The 16,115-nt window shown below is 49.5% G+C and carries 16 protein-coding genes; 12 read left to right on the top strand and 4 right to left on the bottom strand.

Annotated features, from left to right (window positions below):
• The first annotated feature begins 231 nt into the window (after nucleotides 1-231).
• The 12 genes from QZT18_RS21425 (at nucleotide 232) to QZT18_RS21370 (ending at nucleotide 13,603) form a co-directional block, all read left to right on the top strand.
• Nucleotides 232-624 carry a DUF2500 domain-containing protein gene (locus tag QZT18_RS21425; protein ID WP_294151333.1) on the top strand — a complete coding sequence of 131 codons (393 nt, stop codon included), beginning with the start codon at nucleotides 232-234 and terminating at the stop codon, nucleotides 622-624.
• A 15-nt stretch (nucleotides 625-639) separates the two neighbouring features.
• Nucleotides 640-900, top strand: coding sequence for a hypothetical protein (locus tag QZT18_RS21420; RefSeq protein ID WP_294151332.1), 261 nt, complete (start codon nucleotides 640-642; stop codon nucleotides 898-900).
• Nucleotides 901-1,173 (top strand): hypothetical protein, encoded by a 273-nt coding sequence (locus tag QZT18_RS21415; protein WP_294151331.1) that lies wholly within the window; start codon nucleotides 901-903, stop codon nucleotides 1,171-1,173.
• Nucleotides 1,174-1,303: 130 nt separating this feature from the next.
• Nucleotides 1,304-2,284 (top strand): hypothetical protein, encoded by a 981-nt coding sequence (locus QZT18_RS21410; protein ID WP_294151330.1) that lies wholly within the window; start codon nucleotides 1,304-1,306, stop codon nucleotides 2,282-2,284.
• Nucleotides 2,285-2,337: 53 nt separating this feature from the next.
• Nucleotides 2,338-3,318, top strand: a complete 981-nt coding sequence (locus QZT18_RS21405) for a hypothetical protein (RefSeq protein ID WP_294151329.1) — start codon at nucleotides 2,338-2,340, stop codon at nucleotides 3,316-3,318.
• A gap of 307 nt (nucleotides 3,319-3,625) precedes the next feature.
• Complete coding sequence (locus tag QZT18_RS21400; protein ID WP_294151328.1) at nucleotides 3,626-5,941, top strand: DUF3604 domain-containing protein; 2,316 nt, start codon at nucleotides 3,626-3,628, stop codon at nucleotides 5,939-5,941.
• Nucleotides 5,942-5,955: 14 nt separating this feature from the next.
• Nucleotides 5,956-7,374, top strand: coding sequence for a YfcC family protein (locus QZT18_RS21395; protein WP_294151327.1), 1,419 nt, complete (start codon nucleotides 5,956-5,958; stop codon nucleotides 7,372-7,374).
• Between the two features lie 79 nt (nucleotides 7,375-7,453).
• Nucleotides 7,454-8,767 carry a hypothetical protein gene (locus QZT18_RS21390; protein ID WP_294151326.1) on the top strand — a complete coding sequence of 438 codons (1,314 nt, stop codon included), beginning with the start codon at nucleotides 7,454-7,456 and terminating at the stop codon, nucleotides 8,765-8,767.
• 200 nt (nucleotides 8,768-8,967) lie between these two features.
• Nucleotides 8,968-9,435, top strand: coding sequence for a Cys-tRNA(Pro) deacylase (ybaK, locus tag QZT18_RS21385; RefSeq protein ID WP_294151324.1), 468 nt, complete (start codon nucleotides 8,968-8,970; stop codon nucleotides 9,433-9,435).
• A 374-nt stretch (nucleotides 9,436-9,809) separates the two neighbouring features.
• The gene (locus QZT18_RS21380; protein WP_294151323.1) at nucleotides 9,810-10,658 is read left to right on the top strand and encodes a cell wall hydrolase; all 849 of its coding nucleotides are present in this window, start codon (nucleotides 9,810-9,812) and stop codon (nucleotides 10,656-10,658) included.
• 412 nt (nucleotides 10,659-11,070) lie between these two features.
• Entirely contained in the window at nucleotides 11,071-12,768 is a 1,698-nt protein-coding gene (locus tag QZT18_RS21375) for a phosphoenolpyruvate carboxykinase (ATP) (RefSeq protein WP_294151320.1), read from the top strand.
• Nucleotides 12,769-12,937: 169 nt separating this feature from the next.
• Complete coding sequence (locus tag QZT18_RS21370; RefSeq protein ID WP_294151318.1) at nucleotides 12,938-13,603, top strand: HAD hydrolase-like protein; 666 nt, start codon at nucleotides 12,938-12,940, stop codon at nucleotides 13,601-13,603.
• An 83-nt stretch (nucleotides 13,604-13,686) separates the two neighbouring features.
• Here the strand turns inward: QZT18_RS21370 and QZT18_RS21365 are convergent, their stop codons facing one another.
• The 4 genes from QZT18_RS21365 to QZT18_RS21350 form a co-directional block, all read right to left on the bottom strand.
• Complete coding sequence (locus QZT18_RS21365; protein ID WP_294151316.1) at nucleotides 13,687-14,268, bottom strand: hypothetical protein; 582 nt, start codon at nucleotides 14,266-14,268, stop codon at nucleotides 13,687-13,689.
• A complete protein-coding gene (locus QZT18_RS21360) occupies nucleotides 14,249-14,716 on the bottom strand; it encodes a hypothetical protein (protein ID WP_294151314.1) in 468 nt (155 codons plus the stop codon). The genes QZT18_RS21365 and QZT18_RS21360 overlap by 20 nt, the downstream gene beginning before the upstream one ends.
• Nucleotides 14,682-15,203 carry an RNA polymerase sigma factor gene (locus QZT18_RS21355; protein WP_294151312.1) on the bottom strand — a complete coding sequence of 174 codons (522 nt, stop codon included), beginning with the start codon at nucleotides 15,201-15,203 and terminating at the stop codon, nucleotides 14,682-14,684. Before QZT18_RS21355 ends, QZT18_RS21360 begins: the two co-directional genes overlap by 35 nt.
• A gap of 698 nt (nucleotides 15,204-15,901) precedes the next feature.
• Nucleotides 15,902-16,115: hypothetical protein (locus tag QZT18_RS21350; protein ID WP_294151310.1), on the bottom strand; the 214-nt coding region annotated here is incomplete at its 5' end.

The following is a 16,115-nucleotide window of genomic DNA, read 5'->3' as shown; positions in this document are numbered from 1 at the left end:
CAGCGGGAGCGAGTCCCCGTAGGAATTTTTTCTCCTGGATTCCCCCTCACCACACACTACAGCCCGGGACTGAAGACTCATCCCCTCCCCCTCACCATCCCGAACCCCGACCGTCACCGGCGGCGTTCTCGTTCCTCAATTAAATCCATATTTACAGAAATTGACAGAAAAAAGTAAAACATCATTTTCATAAATGATCTATACTGTACTCAGATAAGGGAGGAGAAAAAGATGTTTTTTGATTCGTTTTTTTTCGGCGGAGGCTTTGACATCCTGTTTTTCCTGGTATTCTTTATAGTGATAGGAATGTTTGTTATGATGTTTGTAAGAGGCATCGGCGAATGGAACCGCAATAACCAGTCGCCCAGGCTGACGGTGGAGGCCAGGATTGTGGCCAAGCGCACGAATGTCAGCCATCACACGCACTGCAATGCCGGGGATGCCACGGGCGCCCACGGAACACATTCCACGTCTTCCACCAGTTACTATGCGACATTTGAGGTGGAGAGCGGCGACAGGATGGAACTGCAGCTTAGCGGCAGTGATTATGGGATGCTTGCGGAAGGAGATACAGGGCATTTGACATTCCAGGGAACCAGGTATCTGGGATTTGACAGACAATAGAAAGGGGCATGATGGATGAAAGGGAAGGGAAAAGTAATCGGACTGATTCTTTCTGTTTTGACGGCGGCAGGAATACTTTTAAGCTGCGTGAGCCTGTATATTGATAAACAGGCCCAGGGAGCGATTTCAATTATAGGAGGGGCGGACGGCCCGACGGCTATCTATATAGCGTGCAAGACAGGTGATTCCACCTCTGTTTACGTTATAACCGTATTAATGGTTATTATTACCGCAGTGTATTTTATTTATAGAAAAAGAACGGGAGGAGGGAGGTAGATGCTTTCTATCTTTAACAGAAGGGAGGTATATGTAACACAGAATATGAAAAAGCAGGCCGAGGTCAGGGATGCGCTTGCCGCCGCAGGGATTAACTACACGTTTAAAGTGAGCAGCCGCGGCGGTCCGCTTGGAGGCCTCGGTATGAGACCTTTGGCGGCGGGACTGCTGGCCAGGGAGGAGTGCTCATACACATTCTACGTGCATAAGAAAGATTATGAATGGGCTCATAGCCTGCTGCAGAGGATCGGGAATGCGGGCGCAACGGCTTGATTTTTGAGTATTGAACCGTTTCTGCGCCTCATTTACGGCGGGGACGGCGTTTTGGCAGGACGGGTATCCTGAAAGCGTGCATATTGCTTTCAGGATACCCGTATCAATTTAGAAAACAGGGGCAGCATTTATGAAAGTATATTATTCAGGAAATTTCCGGGGGCGTGGGAACCGGGAGAAGGCCGGTACGCAGGTGATTCTGGGCCGGTCGTTTGAATACGGGGGATATGAATGGCTGGTTCCCGCAGTTTATTGCTGCGATCAGGGACTGGTTCTTGATATCTGCCGTAAAATTCCGGTGGAGAATGTGAAGGCATTTTACAGGAAGTGGGCCGGAGCAGATGAAGAGGAACTTACCGCAGAGCAGCGCGATTTAATAGAGTATGAGAGCCCGTGGAACTTTGAAGTTTCTTTTAAGCTCAGGGTGAACGGCAGGACGATGGCCGGAGATAGGAGCTGTGGCGGCGGCTGGCAGGGTTTCGGGGAAGAAGCGGGCAGCGATGTGATGGGAGAGGCGATGGAAGCATATGGCCTCGACCGGAATTCTGCCTGGTATATCCACCGCGCGTATTACCGCTGGGGCGCAGAGGGGCGGGAAGAGATCCTTTCCCTGTCTCTTTTGTTTCAACCGGAGGATGAGGAAATACCCTGCGGCTGCCATTTTACAACATCCGCAGGATGCGGGCCGTTTAAAGTACCGTTCCGCGATCCCATTACAGGGGAGGAATATCGTCTTTCCCTGCTTTCGTGTACCGGAGAGGCTCTGCCGGATGAATCCCTGGAACATGAGATGCCGGGGATTGGCAAAGTCACATTCCCGGGGAATTACTGCGTGATGGAGTACGAGGTGGAGGGAGATAAGCCGCCGGATGGGAAAATCGTGGTGAAAGACACATCCGAAGACGATCCGGCAAAACGCGAAGATGAAGAGTCTTTAGACGGCCCGTCGGCCATCGGAATGATCTTCGGCGCGGATAAGGGAGATGCGCCTGCCGCTCACAGCCGTAGAAGAGCCCGTTCCTCGATGCATTTTGAAAAGAGGGAGCAGACGGAATGGTATATCAGCCTTAAGACGGTACGCCGTAATCCGCAGGAGTATCAACTGATTTAAACGGATCGGCATGTCAGGGAAAGTTTGGAAATGAGGATAGAAGGGAACGGCAGATGAAAGTATATTTTACAGGTAATTTTGGGGAAGGAGATAAAAACATGCAGGAGGGCAGACTCCTGGACATAAAAAGAGTGTTCCGCTGCAACGGCCATGAATGGCTGGTACCGGCAGTCTACTGCTTTGAGGAGGGGATTTCCGTCGACATTTGCAAGCGGATTCCAATCACAGAAGTAAAAGAATTCTTTGAAAAATGGCCGCGTACGGAACGCATTGGCCTTACGATGGAGCAGCAGAATGAGCGGAGGGCGGCCGATCCCTTCGGCGGGCACTGCAAATTCGATCTTCATGTCAATGGAAAGAAGGTTGAAGGAGAGGGATGGAGCGGAACTTCGTGGTATGGGACGGATGACGAAAGGGAGGATGAGGACGCTGCGGAATTACTGGAAGCATACGAACTGGACAGGGACTCGGCCTGGTCGTTTTACCGGGCGCGTTTTTTCCGGCCCGAAGACGCGGAAGAGATAAAGACGCTGGACATGACCATAACGGCTTATGCCGATACGGTTCCATGCGGATGCCGTTTCACTTCGGTTGTGGGCTGCGCTCCCTTTGATGTGGAATTTACCCATCCGGTCACACGGGATAAACGGTGTCTCCATATATTGTCCTGCACCCATGCCTCCATGGACAATCAAGAGATGAAGTGGAATCTGGATAAGGAACAGGACTGCTTTATTTACCCGGAGAAATACTGTAAACTGGAATACAGGGAAGCAACTCCGAAAGCATCGTCAGGCGCTGTTATGGTCCGTGACTGTGCCCGCTCGGATAACCCCATCAGGAAAGAGCCGTCCGAATCGGACTGTTCCGTTGCCGTGAATATTATCGGAGGCGCGCGGGGGGTAAGCGTACTGACGGATTTCGATGTAAAAACAGCCTGCTCCGCCATGCATTTTGAGGAGCAACAGCAGGTGGAATGGTATGTGAGCGCCGAGGTGGTACCGTTTAAGCCGAAGAAGGTCCGGCTTTTATAGGGACAGGAAGATAGAACCGGAGACATGAAAACCGGAGACAAGAAAACCGGAGACATGAAACCGGAGATATAGCAGGAGATATAGAACCAGAGACATCGAATTAAAAGTATAGAATAATAGAAATATTGATCGGAGAAAACAGAAATGTTTTCTCTTTTTTTGAGTGGAAATGGATAGTTGGGAATAAAGGTGAGCAGCTCTTGTTTTTCATTTCCTGAAGTCCGATTTAATGACAGTTTCTTCGCCTTTTTTTGTCATATTGTCTTTGATATAGTGGTGATAAAGAAAAAACATGGGAGGGTGAGCAATGAGACTGAATCAGGAATATCTGGGCAGCCTGTTTTGTGAAGTGCTGCAGGGGGAATTGACGGCCGGGATGCCGAACACGATACGGGCGGTATACACGGTCGGAAAATACGGAATTGACGATGGAGGAAATATCCGATTTGCGAGACAGGGGGTAACCGACTGGGAGGCGGTGCAGACCGCAGACGAACGGGAATCGGGCTACAGTACCGTGTCGGCAAGCGGGGAGGCATCGGTAAAAATCCTCCCTGTTTCGGATGGAATCAGGCCCTATGAGAATGCGGTTACCGTACACGTCAGTGACGGATGTTTAAAGGAGGGAGATCGGGTCGAGCTTCTTCTGGGAGACACCTCGGCAGGTTCACCGGGAATCATAACCCAGACAATGGCGGAAAGGAACCACAGGATCATAGTGATGGTGGATCCATTTGGCAGCAACCGCTATGAGGAAATACATCCGGCCTGCTTTCTGCATGTGAAGAGCGGCGTCTGCGGGGAAGTCGGTCTGGTAGCGCCCAGCAAAGTAGGGGTAAATGAGCCGTTTGAAATGAGAATACGGATTCTGGATGAACATGGCAACCGCTGTGATGAATTTACAGGGGAGGTGGAGATCGAGACTCCCGCCGGATTTTGGTGCGAAAGCCGCCGGATCTGCATGGAGCGGGAGGACAGGGGCGTTAAGCTGGTAACATGCAGGATTGAAAAGGAGGGCAGCTACCTTGCGCATGCCCACATCCCGGCTTATGATCTTCACTCGGCAGGCAATGTAGTCAAGGCGGAAAACAAGATGGCATACCGTCTATTCTGGGGAGACATGCACGGCCAGAACTGCGAAGCCGGCGGCCTGGGCAGCATGGAAGACTCCATGGAATTTGCAAGAGAGGTGGGAGCCCTTGATTTTACCGGGTGGCAGGGAAATGATTTTGAAGTTTCGGATGAAAACTGGGAACATGTAGGGCAGGCAATCAGAAAGAATCACTGCGACGGCCGTTTTGTTGTATTTCCGGGGTACGAATGGTCGGGAAATACCTGCGCCGGGGGAGATCACAACATTTATTACCTGAATGACGGGGAAAAACTGTATCACAGCAGCCGGTGGCTTTACAAGGAACCGGGAAGATACGAGGGCAGAGGCAGGGAAGATGATGGGGAGGACTGCTATCCCGTCAGCGAACTGTGGGAGCGTTTCAGGGGAAGGACGGATGTTATGGCGATTCCGCATGTGGGAGGCCGTCATGCCGATTTTTCATTCTATAACCCGGAACTGACACCGGTAATAGAGGTGCATTCCCACCACGGTATTTTCGACTGGTTTCTGGAAGAAGCGGTGTCGAGAAAGATGAAGGTAGGCTTTATTGCCAGCAGCGACGATCACACGTCAAGACTGGGGTTATCCTACCCTGTCGGAACGGATTCAGGCAGCTTCGGTGCGACCTTTGACGTGAAATCGGGGCTTACTGCGGTGTATGCAAAGGAACTGACCCGGGAGGGAATCTGGGAGGCGCTTAAAGAAAGGAGATGTTACGGGACAACCTCATCCCGGATTATCGCGGAATTTAACGTGAACGGAGCGGTGATGGGAAGTGAGATAACAGCCGGAAACGAGGTGACGGCCGAATTTGGGATCAGAGCCAATGCCCCGGTGGATCGTGTGGAATTATATAGAAATCTGGACAGAATACATACATTTACCCCGGATTCTGTTAAACTGGACGATAAGGCCGGAAATACCGGAATGAAAGATACCGGAATGGAAAATGCCCGTGAGGAAATGATTTGTAAAGCAGATGGAAAAAAGAAAATCAAAATTGCATGGACCGGAGTAAAGACATATTACCGGAACAAATCGGTCCGATGGGACGGCAGCATTCTGGTGAGGAACGGAAGAATCGTAGGGGCGGAAAACTTTGCAATCGACAATTGCAGAGAGGGAATCCAGTCTGTCGGAAACCAGACCCTCCACTTTAAGTCAAAGACATCGGGGGATGAGGACGGAGTGATCATGGATGTAATTCCCGTTTCAGGAAAACAGTGTGAAATCATCTTCGCCAGCATGCAGAAAACGGTAACGGTCCCCCTGGAAATGATAACGGACGTTCCATATGAACATTATATCGGGGAAGTGGGAAGAAAAGTGACGTTTTCCCTGGAGAGGACGCAGGAAAAACCGGAGGACGGCGTTTACAGCTTTACGGGAGAATTTAAAGACTCCGGCATGGAGGCCGGGCTGAACCTCTACTATATAAAAGCGTATTTAAAAGACGGAAACAGAGCGTGGGTGTCTCCGGTGTTTGTAAACAGCGGGGAGCAGGGATGAAAGGGATATGAGATATGGAGGAAAAAAGAGCAAAAACAAGAGAAGAGCGGCTTAACAATCTGTTGAACCCTTATGTATTGATATGTATCATTATTCTGATTGCGGCGGTCTGTACTTACATCATTCCGGCGGGAAATTACCAGTATATCTTAAATGAGAGCAGCGGTAAATCGGTTGTGGATCCCGGAAGCTATACGAGGGCGGCCAATACTCCGGTCGGCCTGATGGGAATCCTTTGCGCAATTCCCTCGGGGCTTGAAAAGGCGGGGTACATTATATTCTTTGTATTTATTATCGCCGGAGCTTTTGAGATGTTAAACAGGACTGGATTTACGGAAGCGCTCGTGGGAACAACAATGAAGAAATTTTCAAATCAGGAGAAAATCCTGTTCCCGGCGATTGTCATTCTTCTGTCTTTTCTGGCAGCCACAATCGGTATGGCTGAGGAAGTCATTATTTTCGTGCCGATCCTGCTGGCTCTCTGCAAATATATGGGGTATGATGAGCTTTTGGCGGCCGGGCTTGCATACTGCGGCATCCGGGCGGGCCATATCAATGGAATGATGAATCCCTTCAATGTGGGAATTGCACAGAGCATCGCGGATGTTCCCTTATATTCCGGCCTGTGGTACCGGAGTATCTGGTGTGCCGTAACGATTGCCGTTACCATTTTCCTGCTGATGAGATATGCAAAGAAGATTAAAGATCATCCGGAGAAGAGCCTGATGTACGGAATCAGCACCTCCGTGGGGACGGAGATCGATCTGTCGGAAATAAAAACATTCACAGGGAAACACAAGATTCTGGGTCTTCTGCTGTTGGGGACATTTGTTCTTACGATATTCGGCGTTGCCAGATATGGCTGGTATATGACGGAGCTGGCCGCATTATTTCTGGGCTTTGGAATACTGACAGGAATCATCGGAGGATTTTCCGCATCCTCCATTGCGGACACATTTCTGGACGGAGCGAAAAATATTATTCCGGGAGCGCTGATTGTGGGAGTGGCGGGAGGAATTCTGGTCATCCTGGACAGCGGCAATATCACGGACACCATCATTTACCACGCGGCGTCCTGCCTGCAGGGAATGCCGAAGGTACTGGCCGCCAACGGAATGTATGTGTTCCAGTGGCTGCTCAATATGATAATCCCATCCGGTTCCGCCCAGGCGGCCGTGACAATGCCGATTATGACGCCTCTTTCCGATGTCCTTGGAATCAACCGTCAGGTTGCCGTCCTGGCGTTCCATTACGGCGACGGGGTTACGAATCTGCTGACTCCGGCCTGCGGTCCGCTTATGGCCTGTCTGGCCGTGGCCGGTGTTCCCTATCAAAAGTGGCTGAAATGGGTGATTCCAATGCTGATTGCCTGGACGCTGATCGGATTCGGCGCCGTTACCGCGGCTCAGATAATCGGGCTTGGGCCGGTATAGGAAAAGACGGAAAAATCGCATACATGAACTAAGACAGAGGGGAAACATGGTATATTGTTAAAAAAAGGAGGGCAATGATATGATAGTCGGACTGGTTGGAGCCCCGGCAAAGATCAATAATATGGAAATGGCCTTAAGGCAGATGGACAGAGGCCTTGAAATAAGCCGCCTGGAACTGGAAAGCCTGCCGAAGGAGGAACATCTGCCTTTGTTCCAGCAGCTTCAGAAAACAGCGGATATCATTATCATTGCCGGGTATTATGACTACATGTATTTTACCGGCCATGTGTCGCCGAAGAAAATCACGGGTTATGTTGCCAGGGATATCCTGACGCTCTACCACACGCTGCTGCAGGCCCTGTCCGGGGGGTATGATATAAGCCGTATCAGTGTCGACGGGTATGGGGAGGAGGAGCTGCGTGAAATATTCGAGGAGACGGGACGGTGCGGGAATCTCGACTCGGTTTATCTGTATAAGGATGCATACAGGGACAGCACACTTTTTGACGAGACGGTCGAAGGGATGGTTTCATTCCATTCTGAGACATACCGCAGCAGGAATACAAGCGTCTGTCTTACCTGTATCAGCCCCGTCCATGAACGGCTTCAGAAAATGGGGATCCCCTCTATTCTGGTCGGTTCCACCTATGAAAATGTACGCCTGGCCTATGAGAAGCTGAGACTGGAGTATTTTTTAAAAGAGAAGGAGACGGGGCAGACGCTGATCATTTATATGGAGACGGGAAAGGGGACACGGCAGGACAGGAGCGGCTGTTATCTGGAACTTGACAAACTGAAAGCGGCGGAGAAAATACTGTCATTTGCACTGGAACTGCAGGCGGCGGTGGAGGAGATTGCCTGGGGAAAGTATATACTGGTCGTGGACAGGAATGTGTTCGAGAGACTGCCGTACAGGACTCGCCTCGGCAATCTGCTGAGGGAGGTCCGGAAAGCGGCGGGATGCCGGTTGAGCATCGGCGCAGGCACGTCGGATCTTATGTGGGAGGCGGGGGAAAACGCCAGGGCTGCCCTGGATAAAGCGCTTACGCAGGAGGTTTCCTGCGCCTATGTTGTCTATAACAATGTGCTGGTGGACGGACCGATTCTGAGCAGTGAGGAAAAAGAGAGCGTTCCTGCCGACCGCCGGTGGCAGAAGATTGCGGAGGAGACATCTCTGAGCATCAACACGGTGCTCAAATTCCACGCCATTGTGGAGAAATACAGGAGCAATGTATTCACGGTAAATGAACTTTCCCTTGTCTACGGCTGTTCACTCCGGTCAATGTACCGCATGGTGGAGAAGCTGGAGCAGTGCGGGTATATCGAAGAGGACGGAAAAAGGATGATAAACGACGCGGGCCGTCCGAGCCGGATCCTGAAGATAAAGTTCTAGCCCCGATTCCCCTTTACTATCCTCAAAAGCTGTGCTAATATATCCAACAAAAGGAAAAAACACCGTTGATTGTAATGAAAAGTCCGCATCGCGTACTTTTCGTTGCGTTGCGCCGTACAACTCGTGATTTTCACGCAAAATGTGCGTGAGAACACCTCGCGGAATCATGGCTGTGAATAATAACAGGAAGTGACATAACTATGACAAAAACAAACGTAATGCGCCTTTTGGATGCGGCCGGAATCGAATACGAACCGGGTGAATACGAAGTGGACGAGAGTGATTTATCGGGCAGCCATGCAGCCGACAAAATGGGCGTGGATCACGACAGCATGTATAAAACTTTGGTGCTGAAGGGAGAGAAGAAGGGGTATCTGGTCTGCTGTATTCCGGTCGATGAAGAACTGGATTTAAAGAAGGTGGCCAGGGCGGCCGGAGATAAGAAAGTGGAGATGATCCACATGAAAGATTTACTGCCTCTGACCGGATATATCCGCGGCGGCTGTTCCCCGGTCGGGATGAAAAAACGGTTCCCTACTTATATAGAAGAAACAGCTCAGCTTTACGATCGGATCACCGTCAGCGCCGGAATGCGCGGAGTCCAGGTATCGGTAAATCCGGAGGATCTTGCAGGCTATCTTGAAGCCGGTTTTGCTCCGCTAATCTAACGGAAAGCACAAAAAATCACAATGATCGGAAGGCAAAAAGTCTGAAAATAGTTAACATAAAAATCAATAGACATAAAACGACACTTTTTTCATATGGAAGAAATTGCCATAACTGTTATAGCTTATGAAAAAAGCTTTTGCCAAAATATATAAATTTTATGGTAAAAAACGGTGAAAAGATTGTGTAGATTTGACATAAGTGTTAACGAAAAGTTAAGCAGCACTGTATGATGTCACAAAAATGTTAAAAAGTTATTGACAGTTTTTACGAAACTCCCATATAATTACCACCGTCACTTGAAACAGGCAGTGGGGAAGGGTACCCCTGAAACCATTGCAGAACAAAAAAGAGCCTAAAAGAAAGAGGAGAGTGTATGCCAAACATTTACTCATTTCTTCAGACTGCTTATCATTTTGTCAAGTCGTTGGTTGTTAGTGTGACAAAAAAAATGTACCGTACAGCCGCAGTGCTGGTAACAGGACTGACAGTTGTGACGGTGGTATCTTTTAGTTCGAGCAGTTTTGCAGGCGCAGGAAAGACTGCGGCCGCAGCCTATCACGAAAACAGTGAGGATGAGGAAAAACTGCCGGATATGATGCAGTCGGGGGAAGAAAGTACAAGCTTTGGAACTGACATGGAAGTTCTGCTTACCGCTTCAAAAGAACAGGGCCAGCGGCTTATAGGAAGTCTGCTGGAAAAAAACATACAGGATGAACTGGCCAAGTCCGCACTGGAGATCGAGGAGATTGAAAGAGAAGTCCTGATGCAGACGCAGCAGGCGGCGGAAGAAGCAGCGGAAAAAGAACGCGTCGAGCGCGCACGGTTAAAACGCGAACAGGCTGTAATCAGGTATTCGGACGGTGATTACAGAGTTTTGCAGAGGATCGTACAGGCTGAGGCGGGAATCTGTGATGAGAAGGGTAAAATTCTGGTAGCCAATGTCATCATAAACCGGGTTAAAAGCGGGGAATTTCCAGACAATGTAACTGATGTAGTGTATGAGAGATCCCAGTTTTCGCCGGTAATAGACGGAAGCATAAACACCTGCAAGGTGACCCAGCAGACGATAGACTGCGTGGATCGCGCGCTGGCAGGAGAAGATTACTCCCAGGGAGCATTGTACTTTATGAACCGGGGCGGATCGGAATCATCCAATGTGAAATGGTTTGATGGTCGTCTGTCCTTTGTCATGCAGCATGGAAGGCATGAATTTTTTAAATAAAGAATAATGGATTTACATTGCAAATGAGGTGCTGTGTCTGCCCGTAAAGGGGAGACTCCGGCGCCTCTTTTCATATCGTAGGAAAGTGCTCCTGGATTCTCTATTGTCTACCGGGTCCGCTTGGGAGGAAACCGCCTCCCGCTGTCTCGGGCAGCAGGGTGTCCGCAGAGGACGAACTTTACCATCCGGTGTCAGTATGCTACGGAAAACTGGCCGTGAATTTGTAACTAATGACGGTTCCGGACAAAAACGGCTGGTCAATGTACATAAAATAAACCGCAAAATAGAGAGCGTTTTACTAAAAATTTTATAATAACCTTAATAATAATTTTATGAGGCCAGGCATTGACTTTTGTTTAACAAAGTGAGATAATTGAGGCAAATTTGAGGTGCAGTATAAAGGAGGACTAAGATGTCAACAAAATCGTACTACCCAATTAGTGAGATCGGCGCAGGCAAGCCGGGCTTTTCTAAGACAAGATCCATCATTGAAGCAGCTTTCTACGGAAATAATGTGGTGAAAGTAAACACCTTGAAAGAAGCGTATGAATTAGCAAAGAATTCTCCTGGAACCGTTGTAACCGATATGCCGGTATACAGGGGTGAGGAGTTCGGCCTGGAGAAGGATGCGAAAGTACTGTTATTTAACGATGGAGCCATTACCGGACGTTATGCAACAGCACGCCGTATCGCCGGTGAGCCAGGTGTAGACTGTGCGGCCCTGGATCTCGTAGCCATGGACGCCATTTATGAATCCCGCTGGAAAACAATGTATCATGCAGAAGTATTTGTAGGCCTGGATCCTGAATTTATGGTTAAGGCACATCTGCTGCTTCCTGAGGGCGAAGAGAATATCATGTATAACTGGATGCTCAACTTCCAGTATATGTCCGACGAATATGTAAGAATGTACAAGAATTCCAAACCGGTTGGAGACGGCAGGGAAGCCGATATCTATATCTTCTCCGATCCGCAGTGGAACGGTTCCGACCGTCCAAACGTATCCTTAGACTGTCTGTCCGATCCGCAGAAGAAGACTCTGTGCTACTTCAACACAGAGACGAACTGTGCATGTATCCTTGGTATGAGATACTTCGGTGAGCACAAGAAGGGCACTCTGACAATGGCATGGGCAATTGCCAACCGCAACGGTTATGCATCCTGCCACGGCGGCCAGAAAGAATACACACTGGCAGACGGCAGCAAGTATGTTGCTTCTGTTTACGGCCTGTCAGGTTCCGGTAAATCCACTCTGACCCATGCAAAACATGGCGGAAAATACGAGATTAAGGTTCTCCACGACGACGCGTTCGTCATCAACACAGATACCTGCGCATCCGTTGCCCTGGAGCCGACCTATTTTGATAAGACAGCCGATTACCCAACCGGATGTGAGGACAACAAGTACCTCCTGACGGCACAGAACTGCTCCGCAACTCTCGATGAGGACGGAAAGATTCAGTTAGTGACGGAAGACATCCGTAACGGCAATGGACGTGCCATCAAGTCCAAACTCTGGTCCCCGAACCGTGTAGACAAGGTTGATTCCCCTGTCAATGCGATCTTCTGGATCATGAAAGACCCGACCATCCCGCCGGTAGTGAAGCTGAAAGGCGCATCCCTGGCATCCGTTATGGGCGCAACCCTGGCGACCAAACGTTCCTCCGCTGAGCGTCTGGCTCCCGGCGTAGATCCGAATAAGCTGGTAGTAGTACCGTATGCCAACCCATTCCGTACTTATCCTCTGTCCAACGACTACGATAAGTTTAAGAAACTGGTAGAAGAAAAGAATGTAGACTGCTACATCGTCAATACCGGTGACTTCATGGGCAAGAAGGTTAAACCGGCCGATACCCTCGGCATTCTCGAAGCAATCGTTGAGAAAACGGCTCAGTTCCACAAATGGGGCCCATTCTCCGATATCGAAATTCTGGATTGGGAAGGATTTATCCCGAACATGGAAGATCCGGAGTATGTCAGCCAGTTAAAGGCACGTATGAACGACCGTGTCAATGAGATCAAGGCATTCGAAGTAGCTAAGGAAGGCTATGACAAGCTGCCTGACGACGCACTTGCTGCCATTCAGAAAGTAGTTGATGAATTAGGCTGATAGAAACTTAAATAACAGGATGCGGAAGCATCGTGATGAAGGAAAGACGGTACGGCGGGGGCTGTACCGCCTTTCTTTCCGTATTGAGTGGCAATGAAAAGTCCGCGAAGCGTGCTTTTCACTGCTTGCAGAGACGGATTTTACATGGAATGTGCGGAGGGAAAGAAAAGTGGAAAAAATCATACTGTTTGATCTGGACGGAACGCTGACGGATCCGAAGGAAGGGATTACGAAGGCGGTTCAGCATGCACTGAATGCATACGGAATCGAGGAAAACGATCTGGACAGCCTGTGTCCTTTTATCGGCCCTCCTCTGGTGGACAGCTTTGTGGAGTTCTACGGTTTTACCGTGAAGGATGCCAGGGAGGCAATCCCCGTATTCCATGAATATTTTACAAAGCAGGGCATGTTTGAGAATAAAGTGTACCTGGGCATGGAAACGATGCTCGGAAACCTGAACGATGCAGGCTTCACCCTGGCCGTGGCCACATCCAAGCCGGAGATTTTTGCGGTACAGATTCTTGAACATTTCGGCCTGCTTTCTTTTTTCAAGCTGGTGGGAGGCGCCGATATGGAAGAAACCCGGGTGAAAAAGGGTGATGTCATTGAGTATACACTAAAGCGCCTGAATGCCGATCCGGCCGTAACGCCCGTGCTCATGGTGGGAGACAGGAAACACGACGTCATAGGCGCGGCGGAGAACGGAATTGACTGCGTCGGAGTTCTGTACGGCTACGGCTCCTCAGAGGAGCTTACGGGAGCCGGAGCAAAGTATCTGGCAGAAAGTGTGGAGGAACTTGAAACATTCCTTCTGTCCCGCGTCTGGGAGGCATGATAAACTTCTCTTGTCCGGTGTTGGGGAGGAATAACAGCAAAAACCGTGGGGCAGTTTCCGCCTCACGGTTTTTTAAATCCCATTTAGTTTCCTTTGTGCTCCAGATAGGGAGGACTCGGGATATCCGGGTTATCTTTATTAAGTTCGTCGTGTTTTCCTTTAATCAGATAGATGCCTGCGATGATGATGGCGATTGCCACAACACCCTGCGGTACGGTATTGGTAATAAAGCGGATCAGTTCCGACGCCTCGTTGGTCAGATAGAGGGCCGGTATAATGTACCAGAACAGCAGTCTTGAAAACAGCTTCCACAGAATGCTGATTCCAAAGAAAATCAGGCAGCCTGCCACCAGCTTGTAATGTTTCTTAACGGCGTCCTGGTTGGGGGAGATATCATTCCAGTGGATGATAAAGTCATCCTCCAGACTGTAAAATTCCTCATCGCTTAATGAATTCAGGTTGTTTGTGTGAAAGAAACTGTAAAACCAGACAATCGGTGACAGGAAGGTCAGGAAACTGAGCTGTAAAAAACCTGATATCCCGAGTAATACCGCAAAGATTGCCATGAGGCTGATCCCCTGTTTAAAGAATCCAAGATACATTTCTCCGGCGCCGGGAATCAGGGACCAGCAGAATGTCAATAATTTACTTTTCTTTTTCGTCATTCTTAAATACCTCCATATTGATATTGGACAGTTTTCCCAACTGTTCCGTTAAATAATTTACTGTGTCATAGTAGAACCACTGGCTTTCGGACCTTGTATGGCTTTGTCTTGCCGCCGCATCCTGCCTTGCGCTTATTTCCCTGGAAAGTCCGGGGAGGATGGTCAGCATGGTCAGTGCGCACAGGACTGCGGCCCCGACCTTAAGGCTGAAGTAGAACAACTGCAGCCGTTTGGAAAGATGGTTCGTGCCTGCAATAAGCTGTACGTCCAGATTCCTGCTCCGTTCCAGGGTATCGGATTTTAAATGTCTGGGCGCGGTGATAAGTTCCTGCGTCTCGATATAATCCGCAAACCGTTCACGGCAGAACGGACATGATGCAAGGTGGGCGCATTCTTCCTGTGTCAGGTTATCCTTAAACCGCTTCGGATCGATGTGCTGTTTTTCCATATGCCGGTTCCTCCTTTCCATAGAGTTTTTTCAGCATCCCCTTCGCCCTGTAAATCTGGGTCTGCAATGTTTTTATGTTTTTTCCTGTCTTAGCTACGATTTCACTGATTTCCATCTCATGATAATAATAGTCAAGGGCCACCTCCCGGTAAGGAGGTTTGAGGGCGAGACAGCAGTCATAGAGCTTCTGTCGTACCTCCTTTTCCAGGTATTTCTCTTCCACAGAATCGGGCGCAGCGATGGCAGTAAAATAGACGTCTTCAGTAGGTACTGATTTTCTGCCTGCCCGTTTCAGATAGTCGAGGCTTTTGTTGGTGGCGATTTTGCAAAGCCAGGCCCGCTCGTTGCTGCCATCGAAGAAGGCCATGCTTTTATAAGCGGAAAGAAAAGTATCCTGGGCCAGATCCTCGGCATCAAAATAGTTGCCTGTGAACTTATAGCAGATTGAATATATTAAATTCTGATATTGGTTTATCCATTGTTCCAACTGCTGTTCCGCATTAATAGGATCGCCCCCTTTCTCATCCGTCTCACTTATATAAACGACGTGCCTCTCCAAATAACTTCAAAAAAGTTTTCAGAGTGAAAATGATGTAAACTGCCAATAATCTTAGCAGAGACTGCGGGAAAAGACAAGGGGGATGAGAACGCCGCCGGGACGGTCGGGGTTCGGGATGGTGAGAAGGGGATTGTGAGTCTTCAGTCCCGGATTTTTGGTTGTCGCGGGTGGGGAATCCGGGAGAAAAAATTCCTGCGGGGACCCGCTCCCGCTTGTGGAATGCGCAGCGGGTGCTAGATTCGTGTAAAACCTCATCAAGCACCGGCGGATTCCAATGTCCCCTCCGGAAAGTTTTCTCCCTACTTCCCCACGGGCAGGTTATAGGCCGGGACTGAAGACGCGAAGGTTATCGCCATTCCGGACCACCTGCGGTGGCTGATTTGTTCTCTTCCTTCAGGGGGGAGGGTATTGTCGCGACCACTAAGTTCTTCCATATGCAGGAGAATGCCTCCTGTCAAATTGAGAATGAAATTAACGCGGAAATATTTGCATCCATTTTAAATTCAGATCAATTTAGTCAATAGGCGCATTGCAAGGTGGAAACACTCAAATCGAAGAACTTACAAGTATCACAGTCACATAGTGGCCGCGGCAATACCCTCCCCCGCACTTGACGGAAGAGACAATCAGCCCCTGAAGCCGGCGGACGGGGCAACCACCTTCCCTGAGTCTTCAGTCCCATCGACAATCTGCCCGGGGAAGGAGGAGAAAAACTTTCCGAAGGGAGACATTGAAGCCCGCCGGTGCTTAGCAAGGACGCTTTTTCCGAGCTTAGCATCCGCTGCGCGCTTCACAAGCGGGAGCGAGTCCCCGCAGGAATTTTTTTCTCCGGATTCCCCC

Origin of the sequence: uncultured Clostridium sp. (assembly GCF_900547735.1) — a bacterium.
In the GTDB taxonomy this organism is placed as follows: domain Bacteria; phylum Bacillota; class Clostridia; order Lachnospirales; family Lachnospiraceae; genus Otoolea.
This window is presented reverse-complemented; position numbering and strand designations above follow the sequence as displayed.